This window comes from Streptomyces bambusae (assembly GCF_020532645.1).
Classification (GTDB): Bacteria; Actinomycetota; Actinomycetes; order Streptomycetales; family Streptomycetaceae; genus Streptomyces; species Streptomyces bambusae.
On sequence record NZ_JAJAUZ010000002.1, the window covers coordinates 147,245 to 163,741 of the forward strand.

Consider the following 16,497-nt stretch of genomic DNA (forward strand, 5'->3'; position numbering starts at 1 on the left):
GAATCCCACCCGACCACCGCCCTCTTCCCCATGCTCGATGAAGAGGAACTCCAGGCCCTTGCCGACAGCATTCGCGAACTCGGCCTGCTCCACCCCATCGTTCTTGACCCCGCCGGCCGCGTCCTCGACGGCAGAAGCCGCCTGCGGGCCTGCGAACTCACAGGTACTGAAGCGGCATTCACCAGCTACGACGGCGACGACCCCCGGGCCTACTCCCTGGCGGTCAACAGCCGCCGGCGCCACCTGACCAAGGGGCAGCTCGCCATGATCGCCGCCACAGCCTGTTCAGTTTCTGAACATCCAGGCCGTTCAGAGACTGAACAGACGGCCCGTTCAGTTTCTGAACAGGCTGGGGTCTCCCTCGCCCGGATCGGACAGGCCCGCACCGTCCTGCGCCACGCCTCAGATCTCATCGACCGCGTGATCTCCGGCGTCGTATCGCTGGACGACGCTTATGCGACCGCTCGCGAGCGCAAGGCGCAAGCCGACTCCCACGAATCACAGCTCGCTCGGCTGCGTAAGGAGGACCCCGAGCTTGCCGACCGGGTGGTGGAAGGCGAACTGACCATCCAGGGCGCCTGGGCGGAGCACAAGGCCCGCTTGGAGGAAGAGGTACGCCAGCGCCGGGTAGCCACGCAACTGCTGTGCGAGATCGTGCCGGCTCTCGCTCAGATCCCCGGCAGCCGCACCTTCAACCAGTACGACCCCGAACTCGCGCTGCCGGGCCGCACTGTCACCCGCGAAGTGATCGCATACGCCACCGAGGCGCTCGCCGAGATGGCGACCGTGTGGAAGGAGCGTGACCTGCCGTGAAGCGTATCTCCGACCCGAAGCTGCGCCAGCTCGCCCTCGACGCGGCTCATGAGGCAACCACCGACATCGGCCGCATGCACACCAACGACATGCTCGACATCCTCTGCGGGAAGCTGGACAAGCATCCGGACCTGCACAGCGTCCTGCTCAGGAAAGCGGCACAAGGCGCGCTGCGCGATCTCGGCGAGCGCCGCAGCCCCCGTCGCAACCGGACCACCGGCGGGCTCTACCACCCGGACAGCATCATGAAGCTCGGCCATGGGGTCTGGGTGTGGATGAAGGATGCCACGTTCACCCACATGACCGCGTGGGGCCGTGTCGCCGCCCAGAACACGATCCGGACGATCACAGCGGACGGGGCGAAGCAGAGGTACGTCTTCGAGCGCACCGACGCGTTCCGGCAGAACCCGACCTTCGAACGCCTCGCTCCCCAGGAAGCAGCGGTCTTCGACTACCAGCACGTCTCCTTCGATGACCTCGACGTCGAAGACGACTGGGCCGCGTAACGCCCGCACACCGGACCAGAAAGCCCCTGCCCTGAACCCCGACTTCGAGCTGTACGACAACGCCGGCCGCGACGCCGAGCAGATCCACTCCCACGCCACCGGGTCTGCAACCGCGGCTGACCTGGACCGGTGGGCGCGCAGGGATGCCGCCGGATTCCTGGCCCGCCACCGCTTCCCGGAACCGCCCCTTGACGCACCCGACCTTCGCCCTTACCTGAAGGCCCTGGACGAGTCCGCCACCCCCGTCGAGGCCGCCGTCGTCACCAGCGCCGTGCTCAACGCCTCCGAAGCGTTCGTCGGAGCCCTCAGCGACTACCTCCTCGCCGCCGGCCACCGCTACGAGTACAACGCCCCGTCCTCGGCCGACTCCCCACGCACGGCGGCGTGGAGAGCCGCGAGCGGTCTGCTGGCCTCCATGGGCGAGGCCGCTCGCGCCATCGAGACCACCCTCCGCCAGGAGTACGACACCCCAGCCCGACCGGGCAGCCACCCCGGACAGCAGCCACCGGCGCCTCCGCCGAACCCCGCATCCAGCCCCACAGCGCCCCGCCGCTAGAACCCCCAGACAGGAGGCAGCACGCACATGCTGCACCACCCCGTGAGCATCCACGTCGGAGCCCACACTGCCGCACCCATGACCCACCCGCGCACCGACCCCGTCCACCGCCTGCTGTGGGGGCGCGGCTTCTCCTACTGCCCCCGCCTGAAGGCCTACGTCGCACCGTCGGAACTTCCCGGCGACCAGCAGGAGCATCTGGTGCACCAGGCCGTCCACGCCCTCACCGCACTCGGCCATCCGGTCGCCCACTTCCACCACCAGCAGACGGGCGTCTGACCCGCCCGGCCGACCAACCCGGAGCCACCCTCTGCCCACACCGTCCACGCCCGCTCCCGCGGCCCCGAGCCCGCCGAACCTAACCACCCCTTCCGATCCGGACGGCCCCTACGCCTACGGCCTGCTGCTGCTCGACCTCACTGATCGCCTGAGCGGCGCCCCGGACCTTAACCGTGCCGCCGCTCTCGTTGACCAGATCCTCGACCCCGCCGACGGGCTGCTGGCCCGTCTCGCCGACTTCTTCGAAGCAGCCGGGGAGAAAGCGAAGGAGTCCGAGGACGACGACTCCTTCGACCTCGGCGCCGACTTCGAGGAAGCCGCCGCCCAACTCCGCGACATCGGCGAGACCCTGCACGACGCCACCGAGCGCATGACAGCCCTCGCCCCCACACCCTCACCCGTGCGCGCCCCGCGTTCCCTCGGCTCCGCCGTGCCCGTCGGCATCACCCGGCCCATACCTGGCCGCTCCCGCTGACCACCACCCACCCACTTCCTCCCGGAGGATCCCCTGGCCACCCGCTCCTTCATCGCCCGCCCCACTGAACCCGGCAGCTACGAGGGCATCTACGTCCACTGGGACGGCTACCCCAGCCACCACCTGCCCCTCCTGCTGGCCGCCTACCAGTACCGCTTCGCCGGCAGCCTCGACGCCATGACCCGCCACCTGATCGACGATGTCCCCGTCGGCTGGTCCGCGCTCGGCACCGACCTCCTCGACGGCGCCCCCGACGAGCTGATCACCGCCCTCACCCGAGGTGAGCGGTACTCCAGCGACCACCTCGACGTCATCACCCCCGACGGATCACCCCCCACCCGCGCGACTGTCCGAAATGGGCAGGCATCCGGCCTGGACTGGGGCTACGTCCTCCACGAACAAGGCATTGAAGTCATCAGCCTCCGCGAAGAACAGCACGGCCCCGTCGTCGGATGGGCGACCGACCCCCGCACCCGGTTCAGCGACCACCCGGCGCTGTGGCAGCCGACCGGACCGGTCCCCGGCCGACCGCTCTTGCCCGCTCCGAAGCTGGCCACCACCGCCGTGCTGCCCGCCGCCGGGGCGGCAACCCCGCACCCCGCACGCCGCTGACCCGTAAGGAGTCCGCCTCTGTCCGGCCAGTTCGTTCTCGGCACGCACCCGCAGTACGGGTACGTCGCCTCCTCCACCTGCATCCCCCACCACATCAGCCAGTGGTATCTCACCCGCCTCGGCTTCCAGCCGCTCTATGGCCTGCACGGCGTGTACCTGCTGAGCACCCCCGGCCACGACGGTGCTCGGCGCACCCGCGAGGCCGTCGCCAGTCTGCGCGCCAGCGGATACCCGGTCCACGCCGACTACTCCCTCGATCCCGCCAACACCACACAGGCGGCCCCGGCGCCCGATCCGCGGGCGTGGTACCGCACCATCGTGGCGCAGGCCGCAGCCGTCCGCTCCCCGCAAGACCGGCCCGCCGCGCCCGCCCGCCCCGCGCCCGCTGCCGCCACCGGGCGGCCGGCGAACACACCGACAGCCACCGGGCCGGGGCGAAGCCGTTGACGAAGGACACCGCGATCATCTCCATCACGCGCGGCTGGGGCGGGCAGGTCGAGGCCGAGGGCCCCATCGACGCGCTCGCCTCCGCCCTGCTGGACCGTGCCGGGTTCATCCGGCAGCCCACCCTCAGCGGCACCTGGCACCGGCTCCCCTTCGACATGGGCGAGGCGTGGGAGGACGAACACGCCTTCTACGCAGCCGAGATGCTCCGCGCGGCCCGCTACGCGATCCGCTTCGACCCTGCCCTGACCCCCGGCGGCCGTCCCGTACCGAACAGCCCGCGCCAGGGCGCCGGCCCCATCCCGGTACCGGCTGTGCCCGCCGCGGTGCCTCGTACCCGCTGACCACCAGGACCTTCCCATGACCACCACCCCCCAGCCCGGCCTGCCCTCGCCCAGCGAGCTGCGGCGCCAGGCCCGCACGGAGGCTGGATCGTTCCTTGACCTGCCGGAACTGTCCGATCCCGCCGACGCCCTGCGGGACTGGACACGCCGGCTGGCCGAGGCCGAGACACCCGCCCAGTTCCACGTCCTCGTCGACACCGTGACCGGCACCCACGACAGCACGCTGCTGGCCCTGCGGGACTTCCTGCTCACCGCCGGCACCTGGTGCCGCGAGCACGGCCACGCCCGGCTCGGCGAGCGCTACGAGCGCACCAGTGACCTCCTCGACGTCACCGACCGGCTCCTTCACCAGCTCGGCGTCGGCCACCTCGCCGCCACCTGGCCCGGCCAGGCACCCACCGCCCCCTCCCCTGGAAGGACACCTCACTGAACTCGGCCGAGATCACCCTGTTCACCAGCAAGCACGACGGCATCGTCGCCCTGGTCACCGGCGACAACTGGCGCTGGGCCCGCAAGATCCTGCTGGTTGCAGGATTCGCCAAGGAGGGTGACGGCAACTACGCCCTGCCCCTGGCCGACCTCCCCCGGATCCGCGCGGCCCTGACCGACGTCCACGAGCTCGCCCGCGCCTGCCAGATCAAGGTCACCGCCACCCACCAGCCCTATGTCGGCGACTTCGCCCGGGACATGGCTGAGCACCTGCCCGGCCAGTGGAGCGTGAAGGTCGAAAACTACTCCCTGCCGGTGTGGCAGGAGGACCTGGCGGCCTACCTGTGGGACACCAGCCCCCGGCCGGACGCGAAGTTCTACGGCCCTCTGCTGCACACCGTGGAGAAGTACCGGGTGCCTTGGGCAGCCGTGCTGCGCAGCGACACCGGAACCGAACTCTCCGTTGTCCAGGCCCCGCGCGACAGCCTCTACCACGTCGGCGCGCTCGCCCCCAGGGACATGTACCTGGACGAGGAGGTAGTCCCGCCTCGCAGCATCACCGTGCAGCCTTCCGCTGTCACCGCAGCGCGCCGGGTCGCCTCCGTGCTACTGGCCGACTACCGCCGGGCCGTCCTGCAGTCCCACCTCAACCACCTGTCCGATGATCTCGCATGGGCGCAGGAGGCGTTCGAGTCCGGCACTGTGCAGAGTCCGCCGCAGCCGGACCTGGCCGCCGCCTTCGCCCGCTTCGCCACCCACGCCCCTGACCTCATCGCCGCCCTGCGGCAAGCCGCCCCCGGCACGTTCGGCAGGCAGGAGGCGGTGTTCCTGGACCGTATGGACTCCGCCTTCGGAACCCATCCGTCTGGCAGCGACCCGGACAGCCTTGCGGCCGTGCCCTCTGTCGATCCGCTGGCGCTGTGGCTGATGGAAGGCGGCGAGCTGGTCAGCCTGGCCCGCACGGCCCACCCGGCGCTCATCCCAGGGCCCGCTGCCGCCGTGTCCGGCCGGTCTCCGGCCGTTGCGGGTGCTCTTCCCGCTGTCCTGCCGCCGCGTTCCGGGGCCGTCCCGAGCCGCCGATAGCCCCGCCTCCCTGGAGTGCCCATCACCTCTCGCCCGGACCCGACCCCACAACTGCATCAGGCGGTCGACTCCCTGACCGGCTACGCCGCCCACTATTCGTCGATACGGCTGCGCCTCGAAAACTCCCAGAAGGACCCGCGCAGCGCGTACGGGCTGATCACCGTCCCGGGCGCCGCCTTCGAGGGACGCGTCCGCGATCTCGCCGAGGCCTTCAAGCGACTACTGCCTCACGTTCCCGTGCTGCTGGAGTCCGCTCGCGCCGGTATCGACGCCATGCCGCCCGCCCACCACCACCCCGGATGGCGGCTGCGGCTGGACGACCTCGCGCACGCCGCCAACCAGGCATCACGCCCCGCCAACATCACCGACGGACTCGGTGACCGGCTGTGGCCGTACCTGCAGACCTGGGGCGAACGCGCCACCCTGCTGCGCGACCTCTCCCTCCAGCCCCAACAGCCGCACACGAACCGCCTCCTGAGCGCGCACGAGGAGGAGCTGTGGACCGCGCACGCCCGCTCGGCCCGCCTGCGGGGCCTGCTCCAGCCCATGGAGTCCCGCTACGACGCCGCGGGCCAGCAGATCACCGTGGCCACCGCCCTGCACCCCGAAGACCCCGACGAGGAGATCGTCCTGGTCCTGTCCGGGGACATCGACAGCCCCGGCATGCAGGTGATCGGGCACTACGACAGCCACGACGACGCCATCGCCCACCTGCCGCCCGCGGTCCCGCCCGGCGTGCTGTACCCGGCCGGGCCGCCCACCGTACGGGACACGCAGGTGCCGTCCCTGGCCGACCTGACCCGCGACGTGGCCGCAGCCCGTCATAGCGGCGAGGTCGCCGAGGCGATCTCCTACGTCACCGAGCACCCGGTCGAGGGCGGGCACCTCGGCGAGCTCACCGCGTTCCTCGACACCTGTTCGGCCTGGGCGAGCGCCATGGACACCCGCGCCGGCCACGACCTCGCTGCCCGCCTGCGGATGCTCGGCGCCCAGACCCGGCAGCTCGGCCACGAACTGCGCCTCGTCGGCTACGACATGGACGCCGCCGTCGCCGTCCTGCCCCCGCATCGCACCCCGGCCCCCCCGCCACCTCAAGGCGCCGACCACACCGGCGCTGACCACCACGCCGCTGCCGGCCACGCCGCCGGCGAACGCGATGCCCGCCCAACGCCGGTAGCGGCCTGGCCCAGCTCTTCCACCTCACCTCGTACGCCATCTGACGGAAAGCCCTGCCCTGTTGACCCTGGCCGCCACCCCGACCGCAACGCCGCCTCCCGCCACGTATAGTGCCGTTCTCGGCAGCCGGCACGTCGCCCGCCTTCTCGCCGGCACCCTGACCGGGCGCCTGCCCAACGGCATGGTCCCCGTGTCCCTCGTCCTGTGGATCACCGCAGCTGGGGGGAGCCTGGCCTTCGCCGGGATGCTCGCTGCCCTGTACGGGCTGGCGTCGGGGCTGTCCCAGCCGGTCAAGGGCAGGCTCATGGACCGGTACGGGCAGACCCGTGTCTCGGCCCCGGCGGTCCTGGTCAACTCCGGCTGTCTGCTCGCCCTCACCTGGATCGGGGCGGGCGGGCACCCGGCCGCCGTCACTGCGGTGGTCGGCGTGGCGGGGGTCTTCACGCCGCCTTTGGAGGCCGGGCTGCGGGCCCTGTGGCCGAGCGTGCTCATCGACCCCGGACAGCGTCGCGTCGTCCAGGCCCTCGACACCGGCTCCCAGGGGCTGCTCTACATCGCGGGCCCCCTGCTCGCCTCCTGGCTGGCCACCACGTACGAACCCGATGCCGCGCTGGCCGTGACCGCCGTACTGGGCCTGGCCGGCACCGTCGTGGTGCTGACCGCCGCCCCGTCGCGGACCTGGCGCCCAGCCGCCCCGGACGGCGGGGCGGCGGGCAGCGGGCGGCTGATGAACACTGCCCTCGTCCTGCTGTTCCTGGCGCTCGCCGGGACCGGCTTCACCCTCGGCGCGATGAACGTGTGGGCCGTCGGCATGGCCACCACCCACCACCAGCCCCTGCTGTCCGGGGTGCTGCCCGCGGCGTTCTCCACCGGGTCCTTCCTCGGCGGCCTGATCTACGCGCGCCGGGCCTGGCCCGGCACGACCACCACCCAGCTCCTGGCCACCAGCGCGCTGTTCCTCCTGGGCTGGCTGCCCCTGTTGGCCCAGCCCGGCCCCCGCACCGCGATCGGGCTCGCCCTCCTGCCGGGACTGTTCCTCGCCCTGGTCATCACCTGCGGATTCCACACCGTGGACACTCTCGCCCCCGCCTCCCGCACCACCGAGGCGTACGCGTGGCTGATCCTGTCCGTCGGCGTCGGCCAGGCCGCCGGCACCGCCCTCGCCGGAACCCTCGCCGACCACCCGCAGACGCTCGCCGCACTGCCCGCAGCGGGAGCCGCCACCGCCCTGCTCGTCCTGCTCCTGGCCCGCCCGAAGCTCGGGCCCGGACGCCGACCCGGACGCCACCGCCGCCCACGACCCACCCCCCGCTCGCACTCGAACTCCCATACGTCCGAAGGAGATACCCCTATGGCTGTACGCACCGCATGGAAGATCGTCCACAGCTGTGGACACGAAGTCACCCACGACCTGTCCGACCGCCCCGCCGACCGCCGGGCGTCCTTCGCACGCTGGCTCGCAGGCCGCGACTGCACCGACTGCTGGAAGGCCGCCCGCGACGGCGACAGCGCCGCCAAGCAGGAGTGGCTGGCCGCGCGCCGCGCCGAGGAGCAGGCCGCCGCGAAGGCATGGACCGAACAGTTCGACATGCCGCCCCTGGAGGGCCCCGAGCGTGCCCTGGAGTGGGGCGAGCGCTCCCGCTACCAGCTGGCGACCGCCGCCTACACCGCGCTGGTCACCGAAGGGACCTGGGACGAGGCGGACTGGGCCGTACTGGAGGAGAAGGTCCGCACGGTCACTCGGGCCGGGTGGTGGATCGACCAGCGGGAAGCCGAGGGCACCGACCTGCCGGAACTGCTCGACGCAGCAGGCGAAGCGGACCGCGGCACGGAGAACCCGTTCCGGTAAGCGCCGCGCCGAGGCGACGACAGGGGCGGACATATATAGCGGACGATCCCCGGTTAGCCAAACCGGGGATCCTCCAGACCATTGAAAGTGCTGGCCCCACCGCCAGCCGTGCTCTTCGCAGAGAGGATTTTGCCGTGCCCGAAGCCGTCTCCCGTGACGCGTGCATACCCGCCGACACCATCACCCCCGACCGGGACGTCACCCATGCCCACTTCTCCCCGGGCGACCAGATCGTGGTGATCAAGGGCGTCGCGGACGGTGAACTGTGGGGCGACGCGATGACGGTGGTCACCCCGTCCTGGCACACCCCCACCGAGGAGGACGGATGGCGGCTGCGCGACCCCAACGGTGGCGCGCTGTCCTTCATCACCGCACACCCCCGCTACCTCGTCCACCTCTCCAAGCGCTGCCCGGACTGCCTGATCTACCAGCGCGCCCTGCGGGACTACCTGCTGCCGAAGGCCGACGGGGACAAGCCCCTGGACGGAGGCTGGTACTCCATCACGGACCGCAACCAGCTGGTCCACACCGCAGACCAGCGGAGCGCCCGGTGATCGCCCGCCTGCACCGCCGGCAGCACGCCGCTACGGCCGCGCTGGGCAACGCGCTGGAGCGTCCAGTCAGCTTCACCCGCGAACTCAGCCACCGCATCGTGGCGTCCTGGGACCGGCTGGACCCGCGCTCCGGGTTCGCCGAGCGGGAGGCATGGAGCGAGTTCCAATGGGCCGCGCACCTCAGCCAGGCACAACCGCGCTCCGAGGCGGGCGATTCGCCGCTTTTCCTTCATTTCAGCGTCCGGTTGCACCGCATGGACCGGCCGCTCGCCCCGGCGCAGTGGTCGGAGATCGCCCACCGGCTCGCCCGCACCGCAGCCCTGGCCGCGCCTGCGGACGGCGAGCCGTGTCGGTGGATTGCTCTCCAGTTCCGGCACGGGCGACTGGATGTGATCGCCAGCCTGGTCCGCGAGGACGGGACCCTCGCCCGCACCCCAAGGCGGCTGGCCGAGGAACTCGCCCGGCAGGCCCGGATCCTCGAGTCCGAGTTCGACCTCATTCCCGCCCGGCCCCCGGCCGCCCGCGAGGACCAGGTGATCGCCGACCCCCTGGTCGCCGCGGAAGCCACGCCCGCTCAGATCGCCGAGCAGATCCGCGCCCTCACCGACGAGGTGAACGGCAGCCTTGCCCAGGCCCGGCGCCTGGCCGAACAAGCCGCCCACCAGCTGGCGACACGGCCCGAGGTGTACGCCCGGCGCGGCGCGCACCAGCTGGAGTGGGCAGCCGGGCGTCTGTACGGGCTGCTCCACGACCTCGAAGGCACCTCCGAGACGCTGGCCGACCCGCCCGCACTGCTGCGCAACGCCGTGGTCCGCTCCACCCGGCGCCCCGCCCACGCGGCACGGCGATCCCGCTGAACCACCTTCGAAGGGAGCCTGTTTGCCCCTGGCCGAACGCCACCTCGCCCTGCGGCGTGACCCGCGCTCCGGTGAAGTCCTCGCCCGCGGCGGCGACGCCGTCGCCCGCAGCATCCTTGAGCGCACCGGCTTCGTCCCCGTCATCCGCTACCACGACCGCTACCACCGGCTGCCGAAGAACCTCGACCGGTCCGAGGAAGAACGCCTGGCCACGCGCGCCGTGGCCCGCCTAGAGGCAGTCGGCTACCACATCGAGGCGGACAGCGCTTTCGCCACCGAACACCGTGAGCCGTACTACCTGCCCCTCGGCGCCCAGGTCGCGCACCTCGCCGCCCGTATCCGCGAAGCCGAATCCACCGAAGACCTCGCGGCCGTGCTGACCGAGCTGACCGCCGACCACGACGGCATCCTGCCGGCCCTGGCCGAAGTCCTTGCCGCCGCTGCCGACTTCTACGAGCACCTCGGCGGCCCGGCCGACGCCTACACCGCGCAGCGGCTGCGCTACCTGTCAGGGGAGCGGCTCGCCGCCGTCGACGCCGACCTGCGCGCCACACGCAACGAACTCGCCGACCGGAACACCCCGCACCCCCACCGCCGCCCCTGCACCGGCGAGGTCGGCCCCGGCGAGACCGAGGCGTCAACCGTCTGCCCCTGCCCCGCCCCGGTCACCACCCCGCTGCCCTCCGCACCGGCCGCGCCGCCGCCCGCCCCCGTCGGCCGACACCGCTGACCACACCATCCCGCCCCGGCCCGCCCCGACTTGAGGAATCCATGCCCGCCCACCACCACGAAGAGCTCGGTGCCTTCGCCGCGATCCTCACCCAGCTCCTGCCCGGCACCTGGACCCACCAGCTCCGCCGGCACACCGCCCACGACGACCAGGTCTTCCTCACCGCCGACGTGTGGGACATGAACCAGATCGCCGAAGCCGTCGCCACCACCGCCCTCACCCACGACGCCATCCTGACCCGGGACGACGGCCTGCGTCTGTTCCTCATGGACCACCCCCGCCACGAGGACACCTTCCTCATCGCCGCCATGGCCCCTGCGGACACGGCCGCCGAAGCCTTCCGCGGCGTACCCGAACCGGACGGCATCGCGATATCCGACGACCCCGAGCAGGCCGCCGACGCCATCACCACCCGCCTCCTGCCCCGCCACGAAACCGCCCTCGCCCACGTCCGCGACAACGCCGCCCGCCTCACAGCCACCGCGGCCGGGCCGCACACCGTCGAGATGACCTGGACCGAGGACGGCGCCCTCACCGCCGCGGCCACCAGCGATAAGGCCGCCGGGATCCTGGCCGCCAACGGGTTCGTCCACGACCCAGACCGGCAGGCGTACGTCCTCTCCGGTGACGACACCGCCGTCCAGGCCCGCCACGTACGCACCGCCGGCACCCAGCTCGCCGCCCTCGGCATCGGCGTCGCCCTGCGCCGCCCCACGCCCATCACCACCGTGGACACCACGCCCGTCCCGGTCCCACGCCAGCACGCAGCGGGCAAGGCCCGGTCCCGGTGAAGGAGCCCGACGGCTCGCCGGACCCCCGCACGAACCTGATCGCGGCGGTGGGTTCCCCTCGCACCCGCTGATGCCCTGGGCACCCGCCGCATCCTTCCCTCCCGCCCGAGGAGCCCATGCCCCCCGCACGCCCCGACCTGGCCGCCTACGCCGACGCCCTCGCCACCCGGCTGCCCGGCACCTGGACCACCGCCTACAGCCGCAACCCCGCCTACGCCGACCAGCTCCCCACCACCGCGGCAGTCTGGGACGCCGGCGCCGTCGGATACGCCGCGTCCAACTTCGTCCTTGGCCACCAGGCCGTGCTCGCACGGCCCGACGGCGCACGCCTGCTGCTCTTCGACCGGCCCCTGCGCCCCCGCCAGTTCATGGTCGCCGCCCTGGAGCCGGAGGCCCACCACGACGCCTTCCACGGCGTGGCCGAACCAGGCGGCATCAGCGTCCCCGTCGACCCCGCCCGAGCCGCCGCCCAGGTCGCCCGCCGTCTGCTGCCCCGCTACGAGGCCGCCCTGCGCCAGGTCCGGCACAACACAGCGCACCCTCCGCCGCGGCGGCCGGCACCACCCGTGATCGCCGGAATGGTGAGCATCGCCTGGTATCCGGACGGCGTGGTCGGCGCCGTCACCGGCGTCCGCGACGCCACCTCCGCCCTGTACGGCGCCGGGTTCCAATTCCACCCCTACCAGCGGATGTTCCTGCTGCCCGCCTCCCTGGGCGACCGCGAGCAGATCGCCCGCATCGACATGGCCGCTCAGCACCTGGCCCGGATCGGCGTCGGTGTCACGGTGCGCCCCGCCCCGGCCGCCACTCCCGCGACGCAGCCCGCCCCCCGCCCGACCCGGCCGGCCTTGGCCGCACCAGGCCGCTGACCCCAACCCCGCCGCCTTGAAGGAGTCCCCGCCTTGGGCAATCTCGCCGATGAATCCGGCACCGACGTCGAGATCTACCGCCGGGCCTTCACCCCCGACGCCATCCACATCGTCAGCCGCACCGACGCTCCCGAAGAACTCTTAGCCCTCCTCGACAGCGCCGGTCTGGAGCGCAAGACCGAGGCCATCTACACCTGGTACGAAACCCCCCAGGGACTGAGCGAGGCCGCACAGAAGCAGCTCGTCACCCGCGCCGTGCTCCCGCTGCTGATCGCCGACTACAAGGTCAACATCGACCCCGACGTCTACGACGTGACCGCCTGGGCGCAGAACCTCCGCGAGCACCGCGCCGCCCAGGCCCAGTCCGCGGGAGCGCCGGCCCTTCCGCCCCCGGGGCCGGCAGGCCCCCACCCAGGCCGTACCCGCTGACCCCCAGTTCTCAGCCAAGTGTCCGGCCCGGCCCGGCGGGGCCGGGCCGGGCCCCCACCTCACCCACCGGAGCATCCACGATCCCCAACCCCTCGCGGCTTCCCGCGCCGATCACGGCAGACCGCCGTCCGCGCCTGGCCGTTTTCCTGATGCGCCGCTACCTGCGCGCCGTGACCGCCACTAGCGCCGGCCGCCACCACGTACGCGCCACCGGACCCCTCGGCGCGCTGGATGAATCCCGGCACCGATCCCCTCGCCCCTGACAACAACCGGGAGGACCATGACAGACCCGACCCCCGATCCCGTACTGCTGGCACGGCACATCGCCCAGCAGATCAGCCGACTCACTGACCACCTTGCCGTCGCGCCGCCTCGGCAGGCCGCCCAGATCCTCGGACACGTCCTGGCACCCGACGGTGTCCTCGACGGGATTACCGGGCTGGTCGCCGCCGGATCCCGCTTCGTCAAGGACCGCGCCACCTCCGGAGCTCTGCCGCCGGAGGTGTGGCTCGCCCTCGGCCGCGCCTCGAACGATCTCGACGCCATATGCGGTGACCTCGCCGAACACACCGAAGACATCCACCGACTCACCCAGACCCCGGCAACCGCCACAGCCCGGCCGGTCGCATCCGCCCTCGTCGCGCGGAGGCACCGGTGAAGAAGCAGCAGTGGACCGGCTGGGGCCCGTCCGCCGACCAGCCGGAACAGCACTACCTGATCGAACCCCGACACCTCGGCGGCGGCGGCGACCCCCGCTACATCGCCGAGTACCTGCGCGCCTCCGGCTGGAGCGACCACACCCGCAGTGGCGGGCCGTACGTCTTCGAGAGCCCCGACCGCACCGTGCGCATCGGCTACGACCCCACCACGATGCCCGGCGGCTGGACCGTCTCCGGGCAAGCGGTCGGCGAACACCAGGCGGCCTGGCACGCCACGTTCACCATGGCCGTGCCCGTCGAGATCGTCGCCGGCCTGACCGACAGCCTGACCAAACCGCGCTCCGCGCACGCCCCCAACGTGTGGGCCCCGCTCGAGGAGCACGGCTGGGAGACCGAACGCGGACAGCACTTCACCGCCGTCTCCCCGGACCGCAACGCCTGGGTGCAGTACCACCAGAACGAACCTGGCCAGGCCCACTGGTGGGCCGGCGCCCGCACCGAGCACGGACGCGCATGGGACGCGGTCTTCACCTCCACCACGCCCCTGCACCTCGTCCAGGGCTTCTCAGCAGCGCTCGCCGACCCGACCCCGGTGATGCGACCGCGCGGACACGTCCCCGCAACCAAGTGGATCAAGACCACGTCCGTGTCGGTCCGGCCCTCCGAGCTCGGTGCGTGGCAGCAGGCCCGGATCACCGCGGCCCGCGCCGCGACCTGGGCCCGCAACTCCTGGGCCGCCGCCCGCCCCCGCAAGCACACCCCCACCACCAGCCCGTACGCGGCAGCAGGTTCTCGTGGCCGCCGATAACCAGGGAAGGGAGATGAAGCCCTCTTCGTGAGCATCAATGAGCGGCACCTGGCCGCTTTCGCCGCCGACCACAACGTCTTCGGTTCGCCCGTCAGTCCTTGCTACCTCGCTGGCCGCGGGGACCCCCGGCACGTCACCCACGCTCTGTGGGCCGCCGGATGGACCACCGCCTCCGACCCCCTGCACCCGGCGATCCGCATGACCAGCCCCGACCATTCGCTGCGTCTCGACATCAACTTCGCCGATCGCCGCTCCGGCTGGAGGGTCAGTCCCGAATTCGGGCACAGCTACTGGTCAGCCTCCTTCAGCACCGACACGCCGGTGGAGATCGTCGCGGGCCTGACCGACGCCCTGATCCAACCCGAACCCGACACTGCTGCTTCCCCGGTCTCGGACCTCCTCACCGCCCGCGGCTGGCAGCACACCACCGACGAGGCAGGAACGCAGACCCTGCTCTCCCCGGACGGCACTGTCCAGGCGGAGCTGCGCGTCAGCCCCTCAATCGGGGTGATCGGCTGGCAGTTCACCGCCGCATACCGCCACGGCGAGTACGGCCCCGAGGGGCTGGTGTGGCGGGCCGACTTCCACGAGAACACCCCGCCCCACCTTCTCACCGCAGTGACCGCCGCGGTGTGCCGCACCGACCCCGTGCTGCGCGCCCGGTTCGACCACGTCTCCAGCCACTACGTGAGCGTCGACGCGGAGTTCGCCATCGGCGACGCGATGGTCGCCGCTCACAAGCAGCGCCTGGCCCTGGCCCGGCGCCACCGGCCCCGCCCGCCGAAGCCCAACCCGGGCGTGGCCGGCCCCGCGCCCGCCGCCCGTACCACCGCGGCGGGCCCCGCACGATAGCCCCCGCCCTCCAGTTCCAAGGAAGCCCTCACCTCGTGTCCCTGTCCGCTGACGAAGACCACCAGCGTGCCCTCGTCCGGCTCACCCGGTACATCACGGAGGCGGCGGAGATCCTCGCCCGCTGGGACGCCTACTCAGACGCCGAGGGGTGGCCCCACGACCCCCTCGCCTACGGATACCGGCAGCGCCGCCGCGATGCCGACACGTGGGAGGCGTTCGCAAAGATCAGGTTCGTCGCCCTCACCCACCTCCTGCCGTTCGCGGAGCGGCAACTGACCAACATCCCGACACTCTGTGTCCGTCCCCGTTGGTCCTGGCAGCTGAAGACGCTGCGTACCTCGCTCGACGATCTCTACTGCCTCCAGGAGCACTGGCTGGCCGAGCGGGACGCCCTGCCGGACCGGGCCGTGCCCGGGACGGAGGAGTACGACGAACCGCTTGCCGACCGCAATGCCGAAGTGTGGCACCACCTCGATACCTGGGCCGTCCACGGCCAGGCGCTCCTCGACATCGACACCGCTGCCCGGCAACAGCCCCGCCGCCGCACCAGTCCGCCCACGGCAACCGTCATCTCCGCCGCGAGGACGAAGCCCGCATCCAGGAGAACACCCTGACCGATCCCACTGCCCTGCTCGTCGAGCAGGCCCTCGTCCATCCCCGCTACCTCGCCGGACCCGGTGACCCCGCCTGGGTCACCGCCGCCCTGCACCACGCCGCCGGATGGATCCACAGGCACGACCCGCTCGTGCCACGTACGCAGCTCACCAGCCCCGACCAGGTGGCGGTACTGCACCTGGCGCCCGACCCGGACCAGCCCTGGTGGGTCGTGCGCCAGCACCGCACCGACACGAACCCAGCGTGGTCGGTGAAGTTCGGTGCCCGCACCCCCGTCGAGATCATCGCCGCCCTCACCGACGCCCTCACCGCACCCGCAGCCGCCCCCGCAGTAGGAAGCCCGTACGAGCCGCTTCTGGCCGCTGGATGGCGGCCGGGGCGTGACCACGACGGCCTGACCTCGCCCGACGGCATCGCCCACGTCGAGCACTTCACCGACAACGGCTTCAACAGCTGCTTCATCGACGTCGCCGTAAGCGGCGACCCCGAAGGGCAGGTCTGGAAGGCCTTCCTCAGCGGCAGCACCCCGCCCCACCTGGTCACCGCGGTCACCCGCGCGCTGGCCGACCCCACCCCCATCGCCCGCGACCCGCACCGCCTGCCCGACCTCGGCCACCACCTGCACACCACCACCGTGCAGGTACCGGCCGCCGACGTGGCGTTCGCCCTAGAACGGCGGATCGAGGCCCTCACCACCCTCCGGCCGAACACCACGCCCTCCGCCGCACCGCCGGCGGCCCCGCCCTCGCCCCGCCGTACCCGCTGAC

General features: G+C 72.2%; 24 protein-coding genes. 22 read left to right on the forward strand and 2 right to left on the reverse strand.

Annotated features, from left to right (window positions below):
* Positions 1–30: 30 nt before the first annotated feature.
* Genes LG634_RS02095 through LG634_RS02110 form a run of 4 tightly spaced genes read left to right on the forward strand, consistent with a single transcriptional unit; the run spans position 31 to position 2,154 of the window.
* Positions 31–813: a ParB/RepB/Spo0J family partition protein gene (locus LG634_RS02095; RefSeq protein ID WP_226731814.1), complete on the forward strand. Its 783-nt coding sequence runs from the start codon at positions 31–33 to the stop codon at positions 811–813.
* Positions 810–1,319: a hypothetical protein gene (locus LG634_RS02100; protein ID WP_226731815.1), complete on the forward strand. Its 510-nt coding sequence runs from the start codon at positions 810–812 to the stop codon at positions 1,317–1,319. The genes LG634_RS02095 and LG634_RS02100 overlap by 4 nt, the downstream gene beginning before the upstream one ends.
* Positions 1,285–1,875, forward strand: coding sequence for a hypothetical protein (locus LG634_RS02105; protein ID WP_226731816.1), 591 nt, complete (start codon positions 1,285–1,287; stop codon positions 1,873–1,875). Before LG634_RS02100 ends, LG634_RS02105 begins: the two co-directional genes overlap by 35 nt.
* 27 nt (positions 1,876–1,902) lie before the next feature.
* Entirely contained in the window at positions 1,903–2,154 is a 252-nt protein-coding gene (locus LG634_RS02110) for a hypothetical protein (RefSeq protein ID WP_226731817.1), read from the forward strand.
* Between the two features lie 79 nt (positions 2,155–2,233).
* On the opposite strand, the gene LG634_RS02115 is transcribed toward LG634_RS02110, so the two are convergent.
* On the reverse strand, positions 2,234–2,509 hold the full coding sequence (locus LG634_RS02115) for a hypothetical protein (protein ID WP_226731818.1): 276 nt from the start codon (positions 2,507–2,509) through the stop codon (positions 2,234–2,236).
* A 297-nt stretch (positions 2,510–2,806) separates the two neighbouring features.
* Between LG634_RS02115 and LG634_RS02120 the strand changes: the two genes are divergently transcribed.
* From LG634_RS02120 to LG634_RS02135, 4 genes are all read left to right on the forward strand, one after another.
* A complete protein-coding gene (locus tag LG634_RS02120; RefSeq protein WP_226731819.1) occupies positions 2,807–3,241 on the forward strand; it encodes a hypothetical protein in 435 nt (144 codons plus the stop codon).
* A gap of 150 nt (positions 3,242–3,391) precedes the next feature.
* Positions 3,392–3,688 carry a hypothetical protein gene (locus tag LG634_RS02125; RefSeq protein WP_226731820.1) on the forward strand — a complete coding sequence of 99 codons (297 nt, stop codon included), beginning with the start codon at positions 3,392–3,394 and terminating at the stop codon, positions 3,686–3,688.
* Positions 3,685–4,029 (forward strand): hypothetical protein, encoded by a 345-nt coding sequence (locus LG634_RS02130; protein WP_226731821.1) that lies wholly within the window; start codon positions 3,685–3,687, stop codon positions 4,027–4,029. The genes LG634_RS02125 and LG634_RS02130 overlap by 4 nt, the downstream gene beginning before the upstream one ends.
* A gap of 16 nt (positions 4,030–4,045) precedes the next feature.
* Positions 4,046–4,459 carry a hypothetical protein gene (locus tag LG634_RS02135; protein ID WP_226731822.1) on the forward strand — a complete coding sequence of 138 codons (414 nt, stop codon included), beginning with the start codon at positions 4,046–4,048 and terminating at the stop codon, positions 4,457–4,459.
* On the opposite strand, the gene LG634_RS02140 is transcribed toward LG634_RS02135, so the two are convergent.
* Positions 4,453–4,728 (reverse strand): hypothetical protein, encoded by a 276-nt coding sequence (locus LG634_RS02140; protein WP_226731823.1) that lies wholly within the window; start codon positions 4,726–4,728, stop codon positions 4,453–4,455. The genes LG634_RS02135 and LG634_RS02140 overlap by 7 nt on opposite strands.
* Between LG634_RS02140 and LG634_RS02145 the strand changes: the two genes are divergently transcribed.
* The 14 genes from LG634_RS02145 to LG634_RS02215 all read left to right on the forward strand — a co-directional run bounded on the left by LG634_RS02145 (position 4,717) and on the right by LG634_RS02215 (position 16,496).
* Positions 4,717–5,541 carry a hypothetical protein gene (locus tag LG634_RS02145; RefSeq protein ID WP_226731824.1) on the forward strand — a complete coding sequence of 275 codons (825 nt, stop codon included), beginning with the start codon at positions 4,717–4,719 and terminating at the stop codon, positions 5,539–5,541. The genes LG634_RS02140 and LG634_RS02145 overlap by 12 nt on opposite strands.
* A 15-nt stretch (positions 5,542–5,556) precedes the next feature.
* Positions 5,557–6,828, forward strand: coding sequence for a hypothetical protein (locus LG634_RS02150; protein ID WP_226731825.1), 1,272 nt, complete (start codon positions 5,557–5,559; stop codon positions 6,826–6,828).
* On the forward strand, positions 6,779–8,566 hold the full coding sequence (locus LG634_RS38130) for an MFS transporter (protein WP_308072217.1): 1,788 nt from the start codon (positions 6,779–6,781) through the stop codon (positions 8,564–8,566). The genes LG634_RS02150 and LG634_RS38130 overlap by 50 nt, the downstream gene beginning before the upstream one ends.
* 134 nt (positions 8,567–8,700) lie before the next feature.
* Entirely contained in the window at positions 8,701–9,120 is a 420-nt protein-coding gene (locus LG634_RS02165) for a hypothetical protein (RefSeq protein ID WP_226731826.1), read from the forward strand.
* Complete coding sequence (locus LG634_RS02170; protein ID WP_226731827.1) at positions 9,117–9,977, forward strand: hypothetical protein; 861 nt, start codon at positions 9,117–9,119, stop codon at positions 9,975–9,977. The genes LG634_RS02165 and LG634_RS02170 overlap by 4 nt, the downstream gene beginning before the upstream one ends.
* 22 nt (positions 9,978–9,999) lie before the next feature.
* The gene (locus LG634_RS02175; protein ID WP_226731828.1) at positions 10,000–10,707 is read left to right on the forward strand and encodes a hypothetical protein; all 708 of its coding nucleotides are present in this window, start codon (positions 10,000–10,002) and stop codon (positions 10,705–10,707) included.
* Positions 10,708–10,748: 41 nt separating this feature from the next.
* Complete coding sequence (locus LG634_RS02180; protein ID WP_226731829.1) at positions 10,749–11,498, forward strand: hypothetical protein; 750 nt, start codon at positions 10,749–10,751, stop codon at positions 11,496–11,498.
* Positions 11,499–11,614: 116 nt separating this feature from the next.
* Positions 11,615–12,367, forward strand: coding sequence for a hypothetical protein (locus LG634_RS02185; RefSeq protein WP_226731830.1), 753 nt, complete (start codon positions 11,615–11,617; stop codon positions 12,365–12,367).
* Between the two features lie 33 nt (positions 12,368–12,400).
* On the forward strand, positions 12,401–12,796 hold the full coding sequence (locus LG634_RS02190) for a hypothetical protein (protein ID WP_226731831.1): 396 nt from the start codon (positions 12,401–12,403) through the stop codon (positions 12,794–12,796).
* A gap of 280 nt (positions 12,797–13,076) precedes the next feature.
* On the forward strand, positions 13,077–13,454 hold the full coding sequence (locus LG634_RS02195; RefSeq protein ID WP_226731832.1) for a hypothetical protein: 378 nt from the start codon (positions 13,077–13,079) through the stop codon (positions 13,452–13,454).
* On the forward strand, positions 13,451–14,263 hold the full coding sequence (locus tag LG634_RS02200; RefSeq protein WP_226731833.1) for an SPDY domain-containing protein: 813 nt from the start codon (positions 13,451–13,453) through the stop codon (positions 14,261–14,263). The genes LG634_RS02195 and LG634_RS02200 overlap by 4 nt, the downstream gene beginning before the upstream one ends.
* A 27-nt stretch (positions 14,264–14,290) precedes the next feature.
* Positions 14,291–15,115 carry an SPDY domain-containing protein gene (locus tag LG634_RS02205; RefSeq protein WP_226731834.1) on the forward strand — a complete coding sequence of 275 codons (825 nt, stop codon included), beginning with the start codon at positions 14,291–14,293 and terminating at the stop codon, positions 15,113–15,115.
* 35 nt (positions 15,116–15,150) lie between these two features.
* The gene (locus tag LG634_RS02210) at positions 15,151–15,729 is read left to right on the forward strand and encodes a hypothetical protein (RefSeq protein WP_226731835.1); all 579 of its coding nucleotides are present in this window, start codon (positions 15,151–15,153) and stop codon (positions 15,727–15,729) included.
* 131 nt (positions 15,730–15,860) lie between these two features.
* Positions 15,861–16,496 carry an SPDY domain-containing protein gene (locus tag LG634_RS02215; protein WP_226731836.1) on the forward strand — a complete coding sequence of 212 codons (636 nt, stop codon included), beginning with the start codon at positions 15,861–15,863 and terminating at the stop codon, positions 16,494–16,496.
* Position 16,497 lies beyond the last annotated feature (1 nt).